The organism is Mycobacteroides saopaulense, assembly GCF_001456355.1.
In the GTDB taxonomy this organism is placed as follows: Bacteria; Actinomycetota; Actinomycetes; order Mycobacteriales; family Mycobacteriaceae; genus Mycobacterium; species Mycobacterium saopaulense.
Genome location: NZ_CP010271.1, coordinates 1,378,195 through 1,399,450, shown reverse-complemented (window position 1 = coordinate 1,399,450; position 21,256 = coordinate 1,378,195). Strand labels below are relative to the sequence as shown.

Genomic DNA, 21,256 nt, shown 5'->3' with positions numbered 1-21,256 from the left:
CACCACCATTCGCCATGCCATTGACGATACGCGAAGTACCCGGTACTTTTCGGTACTACCTACTGAAATGACGGACTGAGCAGCGGGAGGCATGTCATGTCGCAAACGCCTATCGACGAAGACGACTCGCCGATCGAGCGCACGGCCGTGCGACTGCTGCGGTCATCGGTCGAGCGTTCCTATAGCCCAGACGTGGACGTCGACTGGGATGCGCCCGACGTCCCGGGCCTGCGTTATGTGCCCGACAAATACATCTCGCTCTACGGCACCAAGATCTTCGACCGAATGACCGAGGACGAGAAGATCCGACTGGGACGACTCGAGGCATCCGCCCTGGCCAGCTGGGGCATCCTCGCCGAGAGCGCCCTGATGCATCCAATGCTCAAGCTGGCCTCGATCAGCGATCCACGAAGCGCCACAGCGCAATACGCGCTGACCGAGGTCGCCGACGAGTGCCGCCACTCGGTGATGTTCGGCCGCCAGATCAACACATTGAGCGATCGCAGTTATGACCCGCCGATGATCGCCCGGGCCCTGGTGGGCGTGACCGCGCTGGCACCGCTTTCCGCGACGATCTTCTCGATGATGCTGATGGTCGAGGAGATACTGGACCGGCTGCAGCGCCAGACCATGAACGACGAGACCTTGCAGCCACGCACCCGCGCGATTGCGAAAATCCACGTGGTGGAGGAAGCCCGGCATATCAGCTACGCACGGACGGCACTGAACCGTGCCGTCGCCAAGACCGGTCGGGCCCGAATGGCCGTGGAGCGATTGATCGTCGCCGCAGGAGCATCGGTGATCCCGCTGGTCATGGTGCAACCCGCGGTGTATCGCGACGCCGGGCTTCCGCCCCTACGCTCGGCGTGGACGGCACTGCGCAACCCGCACTATCACGCGAATCTGCGGTTCTTCGGCGAACGCCTGGTCCGCGTCATGAACGAGGCCAACATGCTCGAAGGCCGCCTGGTGCAGTTTCTCTGGCGGCGCTCCCGGATGTTGCCCGAAGGCTTTGTGCCACAGTCGAAACGGACGGCAGACGCCTGAGTCTCGGGCTAGGTCTCGGCGCAGAGACAACGAACTGCTCGGCAGCCCCTACTTCTTACCCATATTGCGGATGAGCTGCTTGCCCAGCGCACTGAGGAAGCTCTGAAAGCTCCTGTTGCTGAGCAGGCGCCGCCACCAGCTGGGCTTCTCAGGTACAGGCTTGCCGTTCTTCTTCGCGGGAGCCTGCTCGACGGGGGCGTCCTGGGCCGCCTGGGCTGCCTTCTCGGCGAGGACCTCGAAGGCGGATCGCGAATCGACCGTTTGGCCGTACTTGGATTGCAGGGGGCTGGACGCGGCCGCCGCCTTGATGGCGTCGTCACCGATGGCGGCCATCAGCGAACGCGGCGCACGCATCCGGGTCCATGCCACCGGCGTCGGCGCGCCCCTCTCGGAGAGCACCGTGACGATCGCCTCGCCGATGCCCAGCGAGGTCAGCGCCGTGCCCATGTCGTACACATCCGTCTTGGGATAGGTCTTGACGGTCTTGGCAAGGGCCTGCTGGTCCTCGGGCGTGAACGCACGCAGCGCGTGCTGAATACGCGCACCCAACTGCGAGAGCACGTTGTTGGGCACGTCGGTGGGCAGCTGGGTGCAGAAGAACACGCCGACACCCTTGGACCGGATGAGCTTGACGGTCTGCTCCACCTGCTCCAGGAACGCCTTCGACGCGTCGGCGAACAGCAGGTGCGCCTCGTCGAAGATGAACACGAGCTTCGGCTTGTCAACGTCGCCGACCTCGGGCAGCTTCGTGAACAGGTTGGACAGAATCCACATCAAGAAAGTGGAGAACAGAACCGGCCGCGCAGCCTGCGCCCCTAGCTCGACAAGCGTGATGATGCCCTTGTCTCCGGAAGTACGCATCAGATCGTTCGGATCGATTTCGGGTTCGCCGAAGAACGTGTCGCCGCCGTCGGCCTCCAGGTTGATCAGCGCTCGCAGGATCACGCCCGCCGTCGCCGCCGACACGCCACCGAGGTTCTTCAGGTCCGCCTTGCCCTCATCGCTGGTCAGGTGCGTGATGACCGCGCGCAAATCCTTCAGATCCTGCAGTGGTAGCTGCTGTTGGTCTGCCCAGTGGAAGATCAGCCCCAGCGTGGATTCCTGGGTCGCGTTGAGCCCCAGCACCTTTGACAACAAAATCGGCCCGAAGCTGTGGATGGTGGCACGAATGGGCACACCGATTCCGGTGGTTCCGAGGGAGACAAACTCGGCCGGGAAGCCCGTCGGCGCCCAGTCGTCGCCGGTGTCCTTGGCGCGGGCGGCGGTCTTGTCGTTGGCCTCGCCGGGCTTGGAGATGCCGGACAGGTCGCCCTTGACGTCGGCCATGACCACAGGCACTCCTGCGGCGCTGAGCTGCTCGGCGATCACCTGAAGGGTCTTGGTCTTGCCGGTACCGGTCGCGCCGGCGATGAGGCCGTGCCGGTTGAGGGTCGCCAACGGAATGCGGATACGCGCCGCCGGGTCGACGGTGCCGTCGACCACGACCGACCCCAGTTCAAGTGCTTGACCTGTGGTGGCGTATCCGGCGGCGATCTGCTGTGCGGGCGTGGCTCCCGCGGTGGTCTGCTCGGCCATGGCCACGACCCTAATGCCCCGAACCGTCCCCGTCATCGCCGACGGTGGGGTCGGCGATGAATTGCTCGCGAAATTCCGCGTTGACGTCACACTCGCGGATCGCACGTACCGCTAATGTGGTCAGACTGTGAGTGCTCCACGCGATGAACTGGTCTGGATCGACTGCGAGATGACCGGGCTCGACCTCGGCTCCGACAAGCTGATCGAGATCGCCGCCCTTGTCACCGACGGCGACCTCAACATCCTCGGCGAGGGCATAGACCTCGTCATTCATGCCGATGACGCCGCTCTGGCGGCGATGCCGCCGGTGGTCGCAGACATGCATGCCAAATCCGGGCTCACCAACGAAGTCCGCAAGTCGGTGGTCACCATCCAAGAGGCCGAGGCCCTGGTGCTGGACTACATCCGCCAGCACGTGCCCTCGGCCAAGACCGCTCCCCTGGCCGGAAACTCGATCGCCACCGACCGGGGCTTCATCGCGCGCGATATGCCGGAGCTGGACGGCTTCCTGCACTACCGGATGATCGACGTCAGCTCCATCAAGGAGCTGTGCCGTCGCTGGTACCCCCGGATCTACTTCGGCCAGCCCGACAAGGGCCTGGCCCACCGCGCCCTGGCCGACATCAAGGAATCGATCCGCGAGCTGCGCTACTACCGTCGCGCGGCCTTCGTCCCCGACCCCGGGCCCTCTACCAGTGACCTTGTCGCGATCGTGGCGGCCCTCGATAACGCGCCGGATACCGATTCGGCCTAAGGCGCCCTCACCGGTTAAGATCTGTGACGCCGCTTCGCGCGGCAATGGTGGCTGTAGTTCAGTTGGTAGAGCACCAGGTTGTGATCCTGGCTGTCGCGGGTTCGAGTCCCGTCAGCCACCCCACCACGGAAATCCCCGTCTACTCCGGTAGGCGGGGTTTTCGTTTACTCGTGGACCAATCCTCCTCAAACGGCCGCGACTAGCCTCGGGACGGCACATCAGTAGCCGTATAGCCCGTCGTGTGCTTCGCTGGCGCTCAGCGGAAAGCGCCGTCGACAACACTGGCCCTGTTCTGGAGGTAGTACTTGGATTCCCCTCAGTTCCTCAACCGCGTGACCCTGATGCGTGACGACGTACCGAATTTCGAGACCTACCCGTTTTCGTTACCGCTGATTCGGTCCATGGAGACCGTCGAGTTACATCCACGGATCACCTTTTTCGTGGGAGAGAACGGGTCCGGCAAGTCCACTTTGCTCGAAGCCATCGCTATGGCACTCGGCTTTAACGCCGAGGGCGGCGGCCGAAACTTCACGTTCTCGACCCGAGCCTCCCATTCCGGACTCCACGATTACCTTCGGATCGCTCGCGGAGTACGGAAACCACGAACGGGGTACTTCCTGCGTGCGGAAAGTTTCTTCAACGTCGCCACCGAGATCGAGCGCCTGGACGGAGGACCGAGCGGGCAGATCATGTCGTACTACGGCGGCCGATCGCTACACGAGCAGTCCCACGGCGAAGCCTTTCTGGCGCTGATGACCAACCGATTTTCCAATGACGGCCTTTACGTGCTCGACGAGCCCGAAGCGGCGCTCTCGCCTGCGCGCCAAATGGCCGCGTTAGCACGAATGCACGAATTAGTTTGCAAAGGTTCACAATTCGTCATCGCCACTCATTCGCCGATCCTCATGGCCTACCCAGATTCACTCATCTACGCCTGCTCCGAAGAAGGAATCAATCCCGTTGACTATCGCGACACAGAGCACTACCGGATCACACGAGAGTTCCTCGTGAACCCGGAGCCGATGCTGCGAATTCTGCTTTCCGACGAGCCGCTGTGACGGCGCAACCTTGACGTATCAGCCGTTCGTTCCGTTCTGCCTCCTGATCCGTGCCACCGCCGCCGCACGAACCGCCGCCACCAGCCAGGTACCCCATACCGCGACCGGGTAGTCCGCACCAGCGCTACCTGACCTGGCGCAATCAAGATCAAATTCAGGAAACCCGCCCATGGGCAGTACGTCCATAATTGCCTCCATGGCAAATCATGTGCCACACGTCATGCACTTCCGCAGTGATTCCTCCCCAAAATTTCTAGCAAATAGTTTTGATAGTTGATCATCTCAGGGGCGAACCCACAGCAGGCATGCTGCCACCGATCATTGGCGGCAAGACTTACGGAAATAGACACTATGACCAGGTGTGTCAGATGTGAACAATCTGGTTACGCCATGATCCAGTCTTTACCAACAGCTGTATACGAGAACTGGTAACGCGTGTCATACTCTTCGCGGGCTAACGCCCATCCGCTACTTCCATACCTGTTTCCAAGGGGTACCAGTGACCGCGACCACCACCAATGAGTCCACTCGGAACTTCACTCGGACCCGCAACGGGTACGACCCGATCGAGGTCAACGAGTACATCAGCCGGCTGACGATCATGCACCAGTCCGGGCTCAACGATGTCGAGACGCTCAAGAGCCGCCTCGAGGACGCCACCAAGCAGATCGCCTCGCTCAAGGACGAGGTGTCCACACTCAGTGACACCTCCCCCTCCGCGCACGCGATGACCGACCGCATGGCCAAGATGCTGCGCATCGCGGTCGACGAAGTCTCCGAGATGCAGAACGAGGCGCGCACCGAGTCCGCGGCCCTGGTCGCCTCGGCCAAGTCCGATGCCGAGGCCATGCGCACCAAACACAAGGAAATGCTGGCCGACATGGCGGCACGGCAGAGCGCACTGGAGACCGAATACACCGAGGTCATGGCGCGTGCCCGCGAGGAAGCCAATCAGATTGTGGCCCAGGCGGTCAGCGAGTCTGAGCGCCTGCGAGCCGCCGAGACCAAGCGGCGCGAGAAGGCCGAGACCGAGTTGGACGAAGAGCTGACCAAGCTACGCACCGAGACCCAGGCGGCCGTCGACGAGCAGCGGCGCGGTACCCAGGCCGAGTGCGAGAAGCGGCTCGCCGATGCCAAGGATGAGGCCGACCGCCGTCTGCGCCTGGCCGACGAGCAGATCGAGCGCCGCTTGGATCAGGCCCGCCGGTCGGTGGAAGAGGTTGGCCAGCAGCGCATCTCGATCCTGGAGCAATTGATGAGCGTGCACGGCAAGCTGGAGAGCATCCCGTCGATCCTGGAGTCGGCCTACCGCGATCGCGACAACTCCAAGTCGATCATCATGGTGCCGTCCAAGCGTGTGATCGACCAGAAGGTCATCGAGGGCTGATCTCAGGCCCCGCGAGCAGACGTAAAAGCCCCCGACACGCCGAGCGCGCGGGGGCTTTTACGTCTGCTCGCCAGTTGATGCCTACTGCTGCCTGGTGTTTCCGGCCTTCCACTGCGACCACGGGATGTTCCAATCGCCCAGCCCTTCGGTGCCGGGTAGCACCGGCCCGACGGTGTTGGAGACGATCACCACGTCGCCGCGCTTGGTGTTCTCGTAGAACCACTTCGCGTTCGCCGTGCTGACGTTGAGGCAGCCGTGGCTGGTGTTGGTGCGGCCCTGCGCGCCGACGGACCACGGTGCGGCGTGCACATAGATGCCGCTGTACGACATCTGAGTGGCGTACTGCACCTTGGTGCGATACCCGTCGGGTGAGTTGACCGCGACGCCGTAGGTCGAGGAGTCCATGATCAGATCCTTGAACCGCTCGCCGATGATGTAGGTGCCGTTGTTGGTGGGGGCCTTGTCTTTACCCATCGAGGTGGGCATGGTCTTGATGATCTCGCCGTTGCGCTCGACGTTGACGACCTTGTTGTTGTCGTCCACCCGGCTGATGATCGCGTCGCCGATGGAGAAACGCGAGGCCGCGTTGTCCTGTCCGAACACACCATTGCCCAAGTCCACACCGTAGGTGTTGACCTTCACGTCGATCGAGGTGCCCGGCTCCCAGAATGCCTCAGGGCGCCAACGCACTTCGCGGTTATTCAACCAGTAGAAGGCACCCTCGACAGGCGGGTTGGTGGTGATCTTGATGGCTTTCTCGGCCGCGGCCCGGTTGGGGATGTTCTCGTCGAACCGAATCGCCACGGTCTGACCGACGCCGACCACCTCGCCGTCGCCCGGCACCACGTACGGCATCGTCATGTTGTCCGGCGAATGGGTGCGGAACGTCGCGTTGGCGCGCGCCACACCGCCAAGACCCCGGGCATCAGCGGTGATCGTGTACTGCTTGTCGTAACCGAGCGGTTCGGTGGTGGACCAGGTCACACCGTCCGGGCCGATTTCACCGGCAATGTCTTTGCCATCGGAGTTGACCATGGTGACGGTTCCGAGCACACCTTCACCCGCGGTCACCGTCACAGGCGCATCGACCGGCACGCCGACCGCGCCATCCTTAACCGACATCGCCAGCTTGGGCACCAACAGATCGGCGTAAGGCGTTGCCTTGTCAATGACTTTCGGCGGCTCCTTGGGCGCGGTGCTCGTGCATCCGGCCAGCACGGTCAGTGCTACGAAAGGAAGAACCAGCGCGGTTACCCACCGCCGACGCGCGCCACTTCGCAGGCGTGGACGACCCTGGGTCATTCTTTGCTCCCTTTGAATCTTGATGCATGCAAGCTCAGCGATGATTGTACGGGTTCACGAGGGCCCACGACGACCTCAATAACCGCGACCGGGCTATCGCGGGGATTTCAATTTTCGTTACGGGCGCCGAGGCTGCTAAGGTCTTCCACGCACGTTCACGCGCCGTTAGCTCAGTTGGTAGAGCAGCTGACTCTTAATCAGCGGGTCCGGGGTTCGAGCCCCTGACGGCGCACCACAGAAACGCCTCGTATCCCAGTCCTGGGAGCGGGGCGTTTCATTTTGGTCGAGAACCCCGGGAATACTCGGGGGCTCCTCGTGTTGGGTTGACCGTGACAGTTCCCCATGTGGTTCCCCCAGTGACCCTTAACTCCGGTACCGCGATTCCCCAGCTCGGCTACGGCGTCTGGCAGGTGCCCGACGACGAGGCGCGTGCCGCCGTCTCGACCGCGCTCGAGGTCGGATATCGCAGCATCGACACCGCCAAGATCTACGACAACGAGGTAGGCACCGGCGCGGCCATCGCAGAGTCTGGCGTCCCTCGCGGCGAGATCTTCCTGACCACCAAGCTGTGGAATTCCGACCAGGGCTACGACAACGCGCTGCGCGCCTTCGACGCCTCCCTAGCGCGGCTGGGCACCGATTATGTGGACCTGTACCTCATCCACTGGCCGGTCCCGGAGCTCGACGAATATGTGGCCAGCTTCAAGGCCTTGCAGCGGATCCAGGCCGACGGCCGCGCCAAGGCCATCGGGGTCAGCAACTTCACCGTCGACAACCTCAAGCGGCTGATCGACGAGACCGGAGAAGTGCCCGCTCTCAACCAGATCGAGCTGCATCCCCGGTTCACCCAGCCCGAGCTGCGCGCCTTCCACGCCGAGTACGGCATTGCCACCGAGGCGTGGTCGCCGCTGGGCCAGGGCACGATTCTGCAGGATCCGACGCTCGGCGCCATCGCCGAAGCACACCAGGTGAGCACCGCACAGGTGATCCTGCGCTGGCATCTGCAGCTGGGCAACGTCGTCATCCCCAAGTCGGTGACACCGGCACGCATCGCGGCCAACTTCGACGTGTTCGGCTTCGAGCTCAGCGCCGACGAGGTGGATCGGATCACCGCGCTCGATGCGACCGACGGCCGCATCGGCCCGGATCCGGCGACGTTCAACCTGCGTTAGCGCGCATCACTGCACGATGTAGTGGCTCTCCTCGGGTGATGCGAGCATGCGCTCCATGGTCTTTCGATCGAAGGGCCACAGATCGACCGACCCGTCCTCGGTGAGGTACCAGGAGTTACAGCCAGTAGCCCACACAGTCGGCTTCATCGCTTCGCGCGCTTGGTCATTGAACTCATCGGTGGCCTCGCGGCTCACTTCGACCGTGGTGATCTCGCCGCGGGCGAAGCGATGAAGCCAGCTGATGATGTACTCGGCGGTGCGCTCGGCCGTGTGCTGCAGCCAGATCGACCCGGTCGGCGAGTTGGGGCCGAGCACGGTGAAGAAGTTCGGGAAGCCGGGGATCGCGGTCATGCGGTAGGCCTTGGGCCCCTTGTCCCATGCCTCGTCAATCGAATATCCGTCCTTGCCAACCAGATTCATCGGACGCATGTAGTTGTGCGCCTGGAATCCGGTGGCCAGCACGATCACGTCGAAGTCGCGCTCGATGCCGTCGACGGTGACGATTCCGGTGGGTGTGATCCTGTCGATGCGGTCGGTGACGATCTCGACGTTCGGCTTCTGGACGGCGCGGTGGAACGACCCGGACAGCACCTGCCTCTTACACAGCGGCTGGTAATCCGGGGTGAGCTTCCGACGCAATTCCTTGTCGCGGATCAAGTGCAGGCACGCGCGGGCGTACTGCTGCACGAGCCGCCGCCCCCAGCCGGGCCTGGTCACGATGTTCACCAGAGCGTCGGTGCCTGTCAGCGCACTGAACCGCACGATACGTTGGGTCGGCAACGCCTCTAACAGCTTCGTGACGAACTTCGGCTGCCGCATCGCCATCGGCGCCCACAGCACCCACTGCGGAGTCCGGATGAACGACGTCACCTGCTCGACGACGGGCTGCATGGCCGAAACAATCTGTACGCCAGTGGAACCGGTTCCGATGGCGGCGACGCGCTTGCCTTCCAGGGTGATCGAATCGTCCCACCGCGCGGTGTGCACGACCTTCCCCTGGAAGCTGTCCAGTCCGGGGATGTCGGGGATGTTCGGATGGTGCAGCACCCCGGTGGCGGCGATCAGAAAATCACACTCCAGGCTCTCCCCTACCCCGGTCGTCACCCGCCAGCCGGTTCCGGTGAACTCGGCTGCCGTCACTTCCTGTCCGCACCGAATATGCGGCATCACGCCCAGATCCTCGGCAGCCTTGCGGTGATACGCCTGAATCTCACTGCCGGTGGCGAAAAGCCGCGGCCAGTCCGTCCGGGGCGCGAACGGATACTGATAGGCCTGCGAGGGCACATCGCAGGTCAGCCCCGGGTAGCGGTTCCAGTACCAGACGCCGCCGACGTCCTCACCCTTCTCCAGAATCGTAAAATCGTCGAAGCCGGCCTCTTTGAGCTTGTGTCCCACAGCGATTCCGGCCATACCCGCGCCGATGACGACGATCCTGGGGTCACGCTGATCGCTCACTTCTGATGCTCCTTGCTCTGACGCTCGATGCGCTCGATATAGGCACCGCGCGCGTTCAGGTCGAGCGATGTCAGCGCACGACGGTCGTCGATGAGTCGGCGGGCGAGTCGCTCGACTGGTTCGGGCACAAACAGATCCACCAGACCCCACCCGAACGCGAGCCAGCCCGGCACCGAGATCTGCGCACGGCGGGTCTGCACGCTGCGCACGATGGCCTCGGCCACGTCCTCGGGATCGACCGTCGGCATGCCCTTGCCCAGTGGCGCACCCGAAGCCAGCTCGGTCCGGACCGCGCTGGGCAGCACACAGCTGACGCTGACGCCGGTGTTCCCGTACTCCTTGCGCAGCGCCACCGACAACCCCACGGCACCGAACTTGGAGGCGTTGTAGGTGACCATGCCGGGGACGGCCAACTTGCCTGCCATCGACGCCACGTTGACGACGTGTCCACGACCGCGGGCCACCATCTCCGGCAACGCGGCGCGCGCACCGTTGAGCGGCCCGCGCACGTTCACATCGAGGATCAGGTCCGTGGTGCGCTCGTTTTCTTCGACGAATCCGCCCAGCGGCATGACGCCGGCATTGTTGATCAGGATGTCCACCGGGCCGGATTCGGCACGTACCCGGTCGAGAAACGCGGCCCAGGACTCGGGTTTGGTGACATCGAGGACACCGGACTGTGCATTACGGATGCCGTCCGCGGTTTCTTTGGCGACCACGTCGTCCACATCGCCAATCCATACTTCGGCGCCCCGCTCGGCGAAGAGGCGCGCGGTCGCGGCCCCAATACCCCTGGCTCCGCCGGTGATGACGACCACCGCGCCGGCAAGCTCGATCTTCGGATAGCGACTCACATCAACCTCCAGTGAACGGAATGGCGTGTCAGTTTCGGAATGATATGTCATTCTTGAGTCATGTCAAGGTCGGTAGGATCGCCGCTTATGTCGACAAGCCCGGCTGGTTCTCCCACGCTCAGTCGCGCCGAGCGCAAGAAGCTCGAGATGCGGCAGGAGATTTTGGATGCGGCGTTCGCGTGCTTCGCCGAGCAGGGCTACCACGCCACGGGTGTCGCGGACATCGCCGGACGGATCGGGATCGGCCATGGGACCTTCTACCGGTACTTCAAGAGCAAGCGGGACATCATCGAGCATGTCATCGATGACGTCACCGGACAGATCTTTGAGGCGATCAGTGCCGAGAACGCCGCAGGCCTTGCCGACGACATAGAGCAGTACCGCCAGCAGTCGGTCCGGATCGGCGCCGCGCTTGCCCACCTGTTCCGGGACAACCCGCAGTTGCCGCTGCTTCTGCTGGAGGCGGGCTCGGTCGACAGCGAGCTGCGCGAACGCGTATTCGCCATGCTCTCCACCAGCGATCACCTGACGGAAGCCTATCTGCGGCACGGAGTCGAAAAAGGTTATCTACGTGCCGATCTCGACACCGAGTACACCGCTCGCGCGGTGACCGGGATGATCCTGGCCAACGGACTGCACGCCTCGCGGGGCGGCGAAGTACAGGACACCGAACGATTCTCGGACGCGGTCATCGCGCTCATGTACGGCGGGATCGGCCCCTAACCACCCAGCTCGCGACACCGGAGGACAGCGGTCAGGTCCCCACCCCCTAATCTTGCTGTCATGGCCGCAGTGAGCAAAGTGTTCGCAGCCAGGCTCTCAGGCCTGGTGGTTCTCGGCCCGGACGGCGAATCGATCGGACGGGTACGCGATGTCGTGATCGCCATTGGCGTGACCCGAAAACAGCCGCGAGTCATCGGGCTTGTCGTCGAAATGCTCACGCGCCGAAGGATCTTCGTGCCCATGCTGCGCGTCACCGCCATCGAGCCCGGATCGGTGACACTCAACACCGGAAACGTCTCACTGCGCCGCTTCGAACAACGCCCCAGCGAGGCCTTGGTCCTGGGTCAGGTCCTGGACACGACTGTGCGCACCGACGATCCCCAGCTCGAACAGTTCCACGGCGTGGACCTCACCGTGGTGGACCTGGGCCTTGAGCAGACCCGCACCCGCGACTGGGTGGTCACCCGCGTCGCGGTGCGAAGCCCGCGGCGGCTGGGGCGGCGCACCGGCGTGCAGGTGACCCACTGGAGCCATATCCACGGTTTGACGCCGTCGGCCCTGAATCTCCCCGGACAGGGTGTTGCCCAGTTGATGCTCCAGTTCGAGGGCATGCGGCCGGTCGAGGTGGCCGATGCCATTCGCGAGCTTCCCCCCAAGCGACGCGATGAGGTGCTGGGCGCCTTCGACGACGAGCGACTGGCAGACATCCTCCAGGAGCTTCCCGAAGACGACCAGGCAGAGGTGCTGACCAAGCTGGAAGACGAGCGGGCGGCGGACGTGCTGGAGGCCATGGACCCCGACGACGCCGCCGACCTGTTGGGCGAGCTGCCCCCCGCAGAGGCCGAATCGCTGCTGGCGCTGATGGATCCGGAAGATTCCGAGCCCGTCCGCCGACTGCTCACCCACTCCCCCAACACCGCCGGCGGCATGATGACACCGGAGCCGGTGATCCTCAGTCCCAACACCACGGTTGCCGAAGCCCTTGCCCGCGTCCGTGATCCGGATCTGACACCGGCGCTGTCCTCGCTGGTATTCGTGGTCCGACCGCCCACCGCGACGCCCACCGGGCGCTACCTCGGGTGTGTGCACCTGCAGCGCCTACTCCGTGAACCCCCCTATGCGATGGTCGGCGGCATTCTCGACACCGACCTGCCCTATCTGGACGCCGAGGCCCCGCTGGCCGAAGTCACCCGCTACTTCGCCGCTTACAACTTGGTATGTGGCCCGGTGATCGACAGGGAGGATCACTTGCTCGGAGCTGTCACCGTGGACGACGTGCTCGACCACCTGATGCCCGACGGCTGGCGCGCCGACGAACCCGAGAGTGTGGCAGGCGGTGACCGTTCGTGAGTGACGCATCGGCGCGACAGCGGCTCGATACGCCCCGTACTTCACGCGGACTGTCCCTCGGTCTCGATGTCGAGGCAGTCGGACGAGTCAGCGAGAACATCGCCCGGTTCCTCGGCACCGGACGCTATCTGGCCATGCAGACGGTGTTCGTCATCGTGTGGATTGTCCTGAACCTCTTCGCGATTCGCCTGCAATGGGATCCGTACCCGTTCATCCTGCTCAACCTCGCGTTCTCGACACAGGCCGCCTACGCGGCACCGCTGATCCTGTTGGCCCAGAACCGGCAGGAAAACCGCGACCGTGTCGCGCTGGAAGAGGACCGCAGGCGCGCCGAGCAGACCAAGGCCGACACCGAATACCTGGCCCGGGAACTGGCCGCGCTCCGATTGGCGGTCGGCGAGGTGGCCACCCGCGACTACCTGCGACGTGAACTGGAACAGCTACACGAAACGCTGGAAGAGATCCGCGAAAAGGGCTTGAAGTAGCGCTATTTGGGCGTCACGATGCCGTGGTCATAGGCATACACGATCGCGGCGGCCCGATCGCGTAGGTCGAGCTTGACGAAGATGCGGCCGATGTGACTCTTGACCGTCACCTCGGATATCACCAGCTTTTCGGCGATTTCGGAGTTCGTGGCACCGGAGGCGATGAGCGCCAAAACGTCCAGCTCACGCGCGGTGAGCTTCTCTTCGGCGTCGCCCGTGGTGGTGGCCGGCGCCCGCCGATAGGCGTTGAGCACCCGCGATGTCACCGCCGGGTCCAGATACGCCTCACCGCGAGCCACCGCGTGCACGGCGCGGACCAGCTCCTCGGCGGGCGAGTCCTTCAGGATGAACCCTGCCGCACCTGCGCGTAAAGCTCCCGAGAGCAGCTCGTCGTCGTCAAATGTGGTGAGCGCCAAGGCAGGCGGCCCGTCGGATGCATGGAGTAACCGGATGGCCTCGATGCCGCTCATCTGCTTCATACGCAGATCCATGATCACCACATCGGGCCGCACCTGAGTCACCGCCGCCGCGACCTCGCTGCCGTCGGCGCACTCGCCCACAATCGCGAATCCGTCCTTGCGGCGCAGAATCCGACGTAACCCGGTGCGCACCAGTTCCTGGTCGTCCACCAATAGCACGCCCACCTCGGCGTCAGTCATGGCGCCACAGCACCTTCCGTCGGGCGCGGCACGACGTCCCGTTGGACAGGGGAACCGTGGCGGACACCGTCCAGCCGTCCTCGGCCTTCCCGGCACGGAACTCCCCGCCCAGCGTCTCGATGCGCTGCCGCATTCCCGAGAGCCCACCTCCCGAACACGCATCCGGCCGGAGCCCAACCGCCAGATCGTTGCTCACGGTCAGACTCGCGACCGAGCCGTTGACGTCCAGCAATACCGCAGCCGACGACTTAGGCGAATGCTTGGCGATGTTGGCCAACGATTCCTGGGCCACCCGATACAACGCCAAACCCACTCCGGCGCTGACGGACTCACCCAGCCCGTAGATATGTGATTCCACCGCCATTCCCGCCGCAGTGAAATCAGCCACCAGATCCGGGATATCGGCGATGCCGGGTTCGGGGGCCAAACGCATCGGCTCGACGCCACCCGGACCCGCACTCAGTAGGCCCACGGTGCCTCGGATGTCCGACATGGCCTGACGCCCAAGGCGTTCAGCGTCGACCAAGCCTGCGACGGCATCGTCCACATCATGATCCTCCTGTAACGCTCGCCTTGCTCCGGTGAGATGCAACAGTGTCACCGAAAGAGAATGCGCTATCACGTCGTGGATTTCACGCGCGATGCGACGCCGTTCATCGGCGGCAGCCTGTTCCTGCATACGTACCTGCTGTGCGCGTTCCTGCAGCAGAATTCGTTGTTGCAATTGCATGATGTGGCCGATCAGCCACCCGGTCACGACGAAGAACACCATGTACAGCGAGAAGGTGCCGAGGTGATGCAGTTGCTCGGCCACCAACAACAGCGCCACACAGGCGCTCACCGCAAGCAGCCCCGCGCGCACCGACGCCATCGCACCCACCTCGCCGATAGTGAACATCAACAGAAAGGGGGCGGCGTCCACCACATTCGGCGGCCACGTCAAGAACAAAGCCACCGCTGCGAGACCACATGCCACGGTCCAGAACGTGTTGAGCTTGTAGCCACCAACGGTGAAAATGAGGATCGGCGCCAACGCCACGCCGACCGCCAGCAGCAGCACCCAGGGATGAGTGAAGCCACGCTGCACCACCGCGCATCCCACGATGAGCAGCGTGCTGCCGTACATCACCAGCGGCACAGTCCACGGAAACTCGTACGGCACCAAAGCACGGCGCCGCAGCGCGACTTCCCGGAACCGATCCATAGTGCCAGCGTAGAGGCGGTCGGCCCGTCGCACATCATGCTTCACGCGGATCTACGTCTCCTACCACGGTAGGAGAACAAGTCTCGCCTACAGCACGACGACGCCCACCCGGCATCTCCGTAGCGTCGGCAGGCATGTGGGACGCCATCGCACGGTTCTCCAGCCGCTACGCGGTTCTGATCATCGGACTCTGGATGCTCGCCGCCGGAGCGGGCAATCTGCTTGTGCCTCAGGTGGAAAGCACCGCGCACAACCATGCCCGCGGCTTCCTGCCGCAGGACGCACCGGTGAACGCCGCAGGTGCCGTCATGGGTAACCAGTTTCAGGACGGCGCGGGTAACAACCTCAACTACCTGGTGCTGGAAAGCGATCGCAAGATGGGACCCGTCGAGCATCAGTATCACGACCGGCTGCTGACCAAACTGCGCGCCGATACCACACACCTGGACTCGGCAATGGACCTGTGGGCCGATCCGCTGACAGCCGAGGGCGCGCTCAGTCCAGACGGCAAGGCCGTCTACACCATGCTGCGCGTCAACGGCGAGCTCGGCGCCGCCAAGGCCAACGAGGCACTGACTGCGGTTCGCAAGATTGTCGCGGACGAGCCCGCGCCGGAGGGTATGCACGCCTGGGTCACCGGGCCGGGGGCCACCATCGCCGACGAGCTGACCGCCATCGACACCCAGATGCTGATGATCACCGGTGTCACCGTGGTGCTCATCGCCGTGTTGTTGTTCATCGTGTACCGATCCGTCATCACCGCGGCGATCCCGTTGATGACAGTAGGCCTCGGGCTTGCGGTGGCACGTTCGATCGTCGCCCTCCTCGGTGAGCGCGATCTCATCGAGGTGTCCATCTTCTCGGTGGCACTGCTTGCCGCCCTCGTTCTCGGCGCGGCGACCGACTACGGCATCTTCCTGCTGGGCCGCTACCACGAACAACGCCGCTCCGGCGTGCAGCACGAGCAGGCCCTGGTCATCGCGAATCGCAGTGTGGCCCCAGTCATCGCGGCATCCGGGCTGACCATCGCCGCAGCGCTCTCCTGTCTGCTGTTCGCACAGGTGGGCATGCTGCGCAGCGCCGGACTGCCTTGCGCCATCGGGATACTCACCGGCATGCTGGCCTCGCTCACGCTGCTGCCCGCACTCATCGGATTGGCGGGCCGCCGTGGCCTGGCACAGCCGCGTCCGGTGCGTGGACAGCCGGGGCGCCGCTGGCGCCGGGTGGGAGCCATGGTCGCGCGCTGGCCGGGTCCGGTGCTGGCCGGGTCAACGCTGGTGCTCATCGTCTGCGCTCTGCCCGCAACCGGTCTACGTCTGGGCTTCGACGAGCTTGCCGCCCAACCGCTTTCCACTCAGGCCAACCAGGGCTATCAAGCAATGGATCGACATTTCCCGCCGAACCGCCTGCTGCCGGAGATCGTCTCGATCGAATCGGACCATGACCTACGCAATCCCGCCGGCGTCATCGGGATCGAGCGAGTTACCAAGAAGCTCATGGAGATTCCCGGAATTCGCATGGTCCAATCGGCCTCCCGCCCCGCGGGCTCCATTCCCGAACAGGCCGCGCTGACCGAACAGGCCGGAATCATCGCCGATCAGTTGGATGACGGAACCGCCCAGATGAGCCAACGATTGGGAGCCGTCGACCAGCTCTCGACAACACTGAGCCAGTTCTCCGGGGCCATCGCGCAGCTGCAAAAGGGACTGGCCGGCGGGGTAAGCGGACTCGGCGAGCTCAACGGCGGCGTCGGCGACATGCACTCCGGGATGAAGGCGCTGCAGGACAACGTCGCTCAGGTCTCCGGGTACATGGAGCCGCTGCGCAACTTCACCAACGGCAACCCCAACTGTGCCAATGACGGCATCTGCTCGCTGGTGCTCAAGGCCGTCGAACCTATGGATTCCGTCGTCGCGGCGACCGCCTCTCTGACCGCCAGTACCGCCAAATTCGGCACCGGCGCCCAGGGCATGCAGAAATCGTTCTCCGGCGCCGTGGATTCGGTGAAGAACATGCGAGCAACCGTGGGGCAGCTGAGCGCTATCACCGACCAACTCACCAAGGCAGTCGGCGAGACACGCAGCATGTTCTCCGGGCTCACCGAATACCTACGTGCCATGCGCGAGGACTTCCGCAGCAGTGGTGAAGGGGGCTACTACCTGCCGCAGCGCGCCTGGCAGGACCCGCGGTTCCAGCGTGCGGCCGGACTCTACTTCGGCCCTGACGGGCGTTCCACGCGCATGCTGGTGTTCGGCGACGGCAAGGTATTCGGGGCCGACGGCGCACATCGCTCCCCGCAGATCATGCTCGCGGTGAGCGAAGCCACCAAGGAGGGCACCCTGGCCGGTACCACGGTCAACCTCACCGGATTCGGCACGGGCACCGCCGAATTGCGCGGCTACGTCAACGACGACTTCCTCCTGCTGGCGGCCGTGGCGCTCGCGCTGGTCTTCCTCATCGTGCTGGTCATGCTCCGCAGCCCGGTGGCAGCGGCCGTGGTGATCGGCACCGTCATCGTCTCGTACGTGTCCGCACTCGGGATCACCACCCTGATCTGGCATGACGTGCTAGGACGTGACCTGCATTGGTCGGTCCCGTCGATCGCCCTTATCGCACTGGTCGCGGTCGGCGCCGACTACAACCTGTTGCTCACCATGCGCATGCGCGAGGAGATCTTCCTGCACGGCGCCGGATTACGTACCGGAATGATCCGCGCATTCGGCGGCACCGGCGGCGTGGTCACCACGGCCGGAATCGTCTTCGGCATCACCATGTTCGCGATGCTCTCCAGCAACGTCCTGAGCATCGAACAGGTCGGCACCGCCATCGGCGTCGGACTGATGATCGACACACTCATCGTCAGAACCTTCGTGGTGCCCGCGATGGCGGGCGCACTGGGCAAGTGGTTCTGGTGGTCACCGGCGCCGCTGTTGCGCGGCTTGTTGTTCCGGTGGTCCAAGACTCGATCGCCGCGTACCGCCGGGGTGCTCTCGTACTTGTTGACGAGGCCGTCGCGGCTGGAAAGAACCCAGGCCTAGCCCTCCGGGTCGGCGTCTCTGTCGATGAGGCGTCGCGGAAACGCCAGAATGCCGGCGACCGACAGCAGCCACGCCAGCAGGCGCACCACACCGATTCCCACACCGGGCGCCGGGGTCTGGTCGATAACCCAAGTCGACCAGGCGTCGAGCATGAACGCGATCGGGAGACCAATCGCGACCGCTATCGAAATTCGGTCGAACTTCTCGCGTTCCGGCCAGTAGTGCATTGCCGTCGCTGCGATGCCGACCAGGAGCACCACGGCAAGGCGCACGCCATCCACGCCGAAGAACACGGTGAAGGCAAATCCGACGACGTAGAGCACCATCGCCGACGCCTTGACCGCGGTCGCGTCAAGACGTAGACCAGCGACGAAAATCATCGGGATCCAGCCAGTGCGCAGGTACGTGGCACGGGCTAAGAGTACCCAGGTGAAGGCGCAATCGCGAGGCCAGACAGCGAATATTGCCCAATAGGTATGGCTACCCCATTCTGTGCGCCAGGTCCTCGAGTGCCGATTTTGCCTGCTCGGACGTCAACAGCGGATTGGCATACACGTCGACGAGCGTGGCCGCCATCTTCAAATCACCCTCGGGTGAACCGATATCCACCCCGAGGCCACGCGAAACATGTTGCTGAAGCAATGGGACCGCCAACGCCATGGCCGTAATGACGGTGGCGCGTGACTTCACATCGATCTCCGCCGGAAACACCCGGTTGTGATCGGCACCGGCCAACCAGCCTTCGGTCATCGCGACCATCTCATCGAACACCTGGCCCGCGGAGCCGTCGACCAGCGCCCGTGTGATGTAGTCCTGATACTGACCGATCGGGATACGCGCCGAAACATACTGCATGTCACCACGTGCCACGTTCGCCCGAACCTGCTCATTGATGTTGCGCATCGTCTTGACCAGGTATTCGTCGCACGCGTCCCGCAGCTCCTGCTTGGACCCGAAATGGTGGCGCAGCAGCCCAGAAGACACCCCGGCGCGCGCAGCGATGCCCCGAATAGTGGCACCGTCATATCCCTTTTCGCCGAATTCATGCAACGCAGCGTCCCGAATGCGGGCGCGGGCGGTGAGGTCGTCGGGATCCACGGTCTCCATCGCCATATGCTACACGAATGGACAATTGACTACACGCTTGTATAGTCGAGCTCATGGGCCTCGACACCACAGACATCACCCCACGAGAAGAGACTGCCTTCCTCACCCTCAAGGCGCGGGCCGTCAACGACGGCTGGCAGCGACCGATCCTGCACGACCCCGGTGCGACGGCCGCCGTCGCCGAAATCGACTACGACTTCAACACGCTGGGGGTTCTTACTCCAGTGGTATGCCAAGCGTCCTTGCGCGCAAAGCTTCTCGACGATCGCGTGCGCACGTTCATCGCTGAGCATCCCGACGCGGTGGTGGTCGATCTGGGTGCCGGCCTCGACGACGGATACCGGCGCGTGCAGCCGCCGGCGACCGTCGACTGGTACAGCGTCGAGCTACCCGGGATGGCAGCGTTGCGCGACAAGGCACTCCCCCCGGGGGCGCACGAGCACACCGTCGGGGTGTCCGTCACCGACTCGGCGTGGATCACCGGTATCCCGTCGGATCGCCCGACGATGGTCATTGCCGACGGCCTGTTCGCGTTCCTGACCAAGGAGCAGATCATCGCGATCATGCGAGCCATCACCGACCACTTCCCTACCGGACAGCTGGCGTACAACGACTATGGGCGCTTGGTGGTCGGGCTCTGGGTCGCAAAACTTTTCCCGCAGAAGGCCGGCAAGATAGTCAACCAGTCGCGGGAGTTCGAAGGGTACAACGATCCGCATACCCCAGAGCGCTGGAATCCGCGGCTGCGATTAGTGGAGGAATTCAGCCTGGCCGATGCGCCCGAGGTGGAACTATTTCCAACGTGGCTGCGAATCGCCACGCGGATAGCCGCCAAGAGCAAGACGTCGAGGCGGACCGCCCGCATCTTACGATTCGAGTTCTAGGCCTGTGCGCCTTCGAGACTCAGTATGAGCGCGCGGCGCGCCTCGACGAGCGGAATCACGTAGTAGTGGTGCATCGCGTAGAACACCCACAAAGGCAAGTTCATCATGATGAGGGCGGGGTTTGCACTGCCGTCAAAGGCTTGAAGAGCCGCCATCGCGGTCCACAAACAGATCATGCCGAGGGACAGCCGCCCGAAATGCGGCGACTTACGCTCTGCCGACTTCAGATAGAGACCGGCCAGGCGAACGACCGCTGACCTCATAGTGGGATCGGTGGGCAATGGACCGCGTACGAGAGCGCTCGCCACAAGCCGATACTCCTGCGGCGCAATATCCTTCACGACAGCGACATACTTCCCCCGCTCGATTAAGCCTGCCAGTGTCATCAGCACTCCGAGGAGAGGTCCTGCAACTCCGACGGCAATCCACCAATAGCCCTGTCCGCGGAGCGGATCTGGGTCCGCTGGCCTCCAGAAGATCAGCACGGCACCGCATACAGCCCAAGCCATCCCGATGTTGGCGATCAGCCGCATCCACAGCGGCGCAAGAGTGAGGCGAAGTGTCATGCAGGCACCTGCGATTCGTGCATCGTCAACAGCTCCACTCGCTTCTCCAGCCGTGGAAGCCGTCGCCACGAGCGCAACGCCAACGCGATGAATTCGATGGCCAGCACGAGAGGAACGATGACGAACAAGGGTTGTAAGAATTCGTACCGCAGCGCGAATAAAGCCGCACAGATATGCAGCCCCGCCAAGATGAGGTTGCGGGCGATCGAAGACTTGCGCGATTTGCACTCGCTACGTCGATAGATCTCTGCAATACGCGCCGCGGCCTGCTGGATCACCGGATCCTCGGGTACAGGTCCACGCTCAACCGCGCGAGAAACCTTGCGAAAGTCCGCAGGATCGACCCCGGCCAGTGCCTGAACGTATTTGTCCTTATCCAGCTCTCCTGTGATACCTATCAGCGACCCCAGGAACAAACTGAGCGCGGCAATCCCCACCCACCAGTCCAGCTGACGCCACATCGGTACATCGGTATGCCAGTCACCGATGTAGAAGTCCATTCCAAATAACGGAACAGCCAGAACCAACGCGAGCAGAAGCGAAACAACCAACGTTCGCGTCAACCACGACGCCATCGCAAGCCGAAGCCACATCCGGCGAGCATAGCTCAGCTAGCAAACTATCTGTCAAGATAGC

General features: G+C 63.7%; 19 protein-coding genes, 2 tRNA genes and 1 pseudogene. 12 read left to right on the top strand and 10 right to left on the bottom strand.

The genetic code is table 11. From position 1 onward, the window contains the following. The first annotated feature begins 96 nt into the window (after positions 1–96). Positions 97–1,047 carry an AurF N-oxygenase family protein gene (locus MYCSP_RS07000; protein ID WP_088413462.1) on the top strand — a complete coding sequence of 317 codons (951 nt, stop codon included), beginning with the start codon at positions 97–99 and terminating at the stop codon, positions 1,045–1,047. Between the two features lie 170 nt (positions 1,048–1,217). Here the strand turns inward: MYCSP_RS07000 and MYCSP_RS06995 are convergent. Next, positions 1,218–2,622: pseudogene (locus tag MYCSP_RS06995) on the bottom strand (helicase HerA-like domain-containing protein); the annotation flags it as partial. A gap of 127 nt (positions 2,623–2,749) precedes the next feature. Between MYCSP_RS06995 and orn the strand changes: the two are divergent. The 4 genes from orn to MYCSP_RS06975 all read left to right on the top strand — a co-directional run bounded on the left by orn (position 2,750) and on the right by MYCSP_RS06975 (position 5,821). Beyond that, positions 2,750–3,376: an oligoribonuclease gene (gene orn / locus MYCSP_RS06990; RefSeq protein WP_083013976.1), complete on the top strand. Its 627-nt coding sequence runs from the start codon at positions 2,750–2,752 to the stop codon at positions 3,374–3,376. A gap of 47 nt (positions 3,377–3,423) precedes the next feature. Next, positions 3,424–3,499 (top strand) — tRNA-His (locus MYCSP_RS06985). A 218-nt stretch (positions 3,500–3,717) separates the two neighbouring features. Beyond that, complete coding sequence (locus MYCSP_RS06980) at positions 3,718–4,434, top strand: AAA family ATPase (RefSeq protein WP_209435429.1); 717 nt, start codon at positions 3,718–3,720, stop codon at positions 4,432–4,434. Between the two features lie 499 nt (positions 4,435–4,933). Next, the gene (locus MYCSP_RS06975) at positions 4,934–5,821 is read left to right on the top strand and encodes a DivIVA domain-containing protein (protein ID WP_083013974.1); all 888 of its coding nucleotides are present in this window, start codon (positions 4,934–4,936) and stop codon (positions 5,819–5,821) included. An 81-nt stretch (positions 5,822–5,902) separates the two neighbouring features. On the opposite strand, the gene MYCSP_RS06970 is transcribed toward MYCSP_RS06975, so the two are convergent. Next, complete coding sequence (locus MYCSP_RS06970; protein ID WP_088413460.1) at positions 5,903–7,123, bottom strand: L,D-transpeptidase; 1,221 nt, start codon at positions 7,121–7,123, stop codon at positions 5,903–5,905. Positions 7,124–7,282: 159 nt separating this feature from the next. Between MYCSP_RS06970 and MYCSP_RS06965 the strand changes: the two genes are divergently transcribed. Then, positions 7,283–7,358 (top strand) — tRNA-Lys (locus tag MYCSP_RS06965). Positions 7,359–7,479: 121 nt separating this feature from the next. Next, the gene (locus tag MYCSP_RS06960) at positions 7,480–8,295 is read left to right on the top strand and encodes an aldo/keto reductase (protein ID WP_083013972.1); all 816 of its coding nucleotides are present in this window, start codon (positions 7,480–7,482) and stop codon (positions 8,293–8,295) included. A 6-nt stretch (positions 8,296–8,301) separates the two neighbouring features. On the opposite strand, the gene MYCSP_RS06955 is transcribed toward MYCSP_RS06960, so the two are convergent. Both MYCSP_RS06955 and MYCSP_RS06950 read right to left on the bottom strand, forming a co-directional pair. Then, complete coding sequence (locus tag MYCSP_RS06955; protein WP_088413459.1) at positions 8,302–9,750, bottom strand: flavin-containing monooxygenase; 1,449 nt, start codon at positions 9,748–9,750, stop codon at positions 8,302–8,304. Further along, positions 9,747–10,604, bottom strand: a complete 858-nt coding sequence (locus MYCSP_RS06950; protein ID WP_083014005.1) for an SDR family oxidoreductase — start codon at positions 10,602–10,604, stop codon at positions 9,747–9,749. The genes MYCSP_RS06955 and MYCSP_RS06950 overlap by 4 nt, the downstream gene beginning before the upstream one ends. An 87-nt stretch (positions 10,605–10,691) precedes the next feature. Here MYCSP_RS06950 and MYCSP_RS06945 point away from each other — a divergent pair, with 87 nt between their 5' ends. From MYCSP_RS06945 to MYCSP_RS06935, 3 genes are read left to right on the top strand one after another with little or no spacing between them, the layout of a single operon-like run. Further along, positions 10,692–11,327: a TetR/AcrR family transcriptional regulator gene (locus MYCSP_RS06945; RefSeq protein WP_070911322.1), complete on the top strand. Its 636-nt coding sequence runs from the start codon at positions 10,692–10,694 to the stop codon at positions 11,325–11,327. Between the two features lie 60 nt (positions 11,328–11,387). Further along, positions 11,388–12,677 (top strand): magnesium transporter MgtE N-terminal domain-containing protein, encoded by a 1,290-nt coding sequence (locus tag MYCSP_RS06940; protein WP_088413458.1) that lies wholly within the window; start codon positions 11,388–11,390, stop codon positions 12,675–12,677. After that, positions 12,674–13,162, top strand: a complete 489-nt coding sequence (locus tag MYCSP_RS06935; RefSeq protein ID WP_070911324.1) for a DUF1003 domain-containing protein — start codon at positions 12,674–12,676, stop codon at positions 13,160–13,162. Before MYCSP_RS06940 ends, MYCSP_RS06935 begins: the two co-directional genes overlap by 4 nt. 2 nt (positions 13,163–13,164) lie before the next feature. On the opposite strand, the gene MYCSP_RS06930 is transcribed toward MYCSP_RS06935, so the two are convergent. Both MYCSP_RS06930 and MYCSP_RS06925 read right to left on the bottom strand, forming a co-directional pair. Then, positions 13,165–13,821, bottom strand: coding sequence for a response regulator (locus tag MYCSP_RS06930; protein WP_070911325.1), 657 nt, complete (start codon positions 13,819–13,821; stop codon positions 13,165–13,167). Beyond that, a complete protein-coding gene (locus tag MYCSP_RS06925) occupies positions 13,814–15,025 on the bottom strand; it encodes a sensor histidine kinase (RefSeq protein ID WP_088413457.1) in 1,212 nt (403 codons plus the stop codon). The genes MYCSP_RS06930 and MYCSP_RS06925 overlap by 8 nt, the downstream gene beginning before the upstream one ends. Before the next feature lie 134 nt (positions 15,026–15,159). Here MYCSP_RS06925 and MYCSP_RS06920 point away from each other — a divergent pair, with 134 nt between their 5' ends. Then, the gene (locus MYCSP_RS06920; RefSeq protein WP_088413456.1) at positions 15,160–18,063 is read left to right on the top strand and encodes an MMPL/RND family transporter; all 2,904 of its coding nucleotides are present in this window, start codon (positions 15,160–15,162) and stop codon (positions 18,061–18,063) included. Here the strand turns inward: MYCSP_RS06920 and MYCSP_RS06915 are convergent. Beyond that, positions 18,060–18,443: a hypothetical protein gene (locus MYCSP_RS06915; protein WP_088413455.1), complete on the bottom strand. Its 384-nt coding sequence runs from the start codon at positions 18,441–18,443 to the stop codon at positions 18,060–18,062. The genes MYCSP_RS06920 and MYCSP_RS06915 overlap by 4 nt on opposite strands. Positions 18,444–18,543: 100 nt before the next feature. Then, complete coding sequence (locus MYCSP_RS06910) at positions 18,544–19,170, bottom strand: TetR/AcrR family transcriptional regulator (protein ID WP_083014003.1); 627 nt, start codon at positions 19,168–19,170, stop codon at positions 18,544–18,546. A gap of 53 nt (positions 19,171–19,223) precedes the next feature. Between MYCSP_RS06910 and MYCSP_RS06905 the strand changes: the two genes are divergently transcribed. After that, a complete protein-coding gene (locus MYCSP_RS06905; RefSeq protein ID WP_088413454.1) occupies positions 19,224–20,054 on the top strand; it encodes a class I SAM-dependent methyltransferase in 831 nt (276 codons plus the stop codon). On the opposite strand, the gene MYCSP_RS06900 is transcribed toward MYCSP_RS06905, so the two are convergent. Beyond that, complete coding sequence (locus tag MYCSP_RS06900) at positions 20,051–20,620, bottom strand: hypothetical protein (RefSeq protein WP_088413453.1); 570 nt, start codon at positions 20,618–20,620, stop codon at positions 20,051–20,053. The genes MYCSP_RS06905 and MYCSP_RS06900 overlap by 4 nt on opposite strands. Further along, on the bottom strand, positions 20,617–21,213 hold the full coding sequence (locus MYCSP_RS06895; protein ID WP_088413452.1) for a hypothetical protein: 597 nt from the start codon (positions 21,211–21,213) through the stop codon (positions 20,617–20,619). Before MYCSP_RS06895 ends, MYCSP_RS06900 begins: the two co-directional genes overlap by 4 nt. Between the last annotated feature and the right edge of the window lie 43 nt (positions 21,214–21,256).

Bases quoted from the DNA above. Each gene is read 5' to 3' on its own strand.
- MYCSP_RS07000 (WP_088413462.1), top strand. From the start codon at position 97: ATGTCGCAAACGCCTATCGACGAAGACGACTCGCCGATCGAGCGCACG.
- MYCSP_RS06980 (WP_209435429.1), top strand. From the start codon at position 3,718: ATGCGTGACGACGTACCGAATTTCGAGACCTACCCGTTTTCGTTACCG.
- MYCSP_RS06970 (WP_088413460.1), bottom strand. From the start codon at position 7,123: ATGACCCAGGGTCGTCCACGCCTGCGAAGTGGCGCGCGTCGGCGGTGG.
- MYCSP_RS06945 (WP_070911322.1), top strand. From the start codon at position 10,692: ATGTCGACAAGCCCGGCTGGTTCTCCCACGCTCAGTCGCGCCGAGCGC.
- MYCSP_RS06940 (WP_088413458.1), top strand. From the start codon at position 11,388: ATGGCCGCAGTGAGCAAAGTGTTCGCAGCCAGGCTCTCAGGCCTGGTG.
- MYCSP_RS06930 (WP_070911325.1), bottom strand. From the start codon at position 13,821: ATGACTGACGCCGAGGTGGGCGTGCTATTGGTGGACGACCAGGAACTG.
- MYCSP_RS06925 (WP_088413457.1), bottom strand. From the start codon at position 15,025: ATGGATCGGTTCCGGGAAGTCGCGCTGCGGCGCCGTGCTTTGGTGCCG.
- MYCSP_RS06920 (WP_088413456.1), top strand. From the start codon at position 15,160: ATGTGGGACGCCATCGCACGGTTCTCCAGCCGCTACGCGGTTCTGATC.
- MYCSP_RS06915 (WP_088413455.1), bottom strand. From the start codon at position 18,443: ATGATTTTCGTCGCTGGTCTACGTCTTGACGCGACCGCGGTCAAGGCG.
- MYCSP_RS06910 (WP_083014003.1), bottom strand. From the start codon at position 19,170: ATGGAGACCGTGGATCCCGACGACCTCACCGCCCGCGCCCGCATTCGG.
- MYCSP_RS06905 (WP_088413454.1), top strand. From the start codon at position 19,224: ATGGGCCTCGACACCACAGACATCACCCCACGAGAAGAGACTGCCTTC.
- MYCSP_RS06900 (WP_088413453.1), bottom strand. From the start codon at position 20,620: ATGACACTTCGCCTCACTCTTGCGCCGCTGTGGATGCGGCTGATCGCC.
- MYCSP_RS06895 (WP_088413452.1), bottom strand. From the start codon at position 21,213: ATGTGGCTTCGGCTTGCGATGGCGTCGTGGTTGACGCGAACGTTGGTT.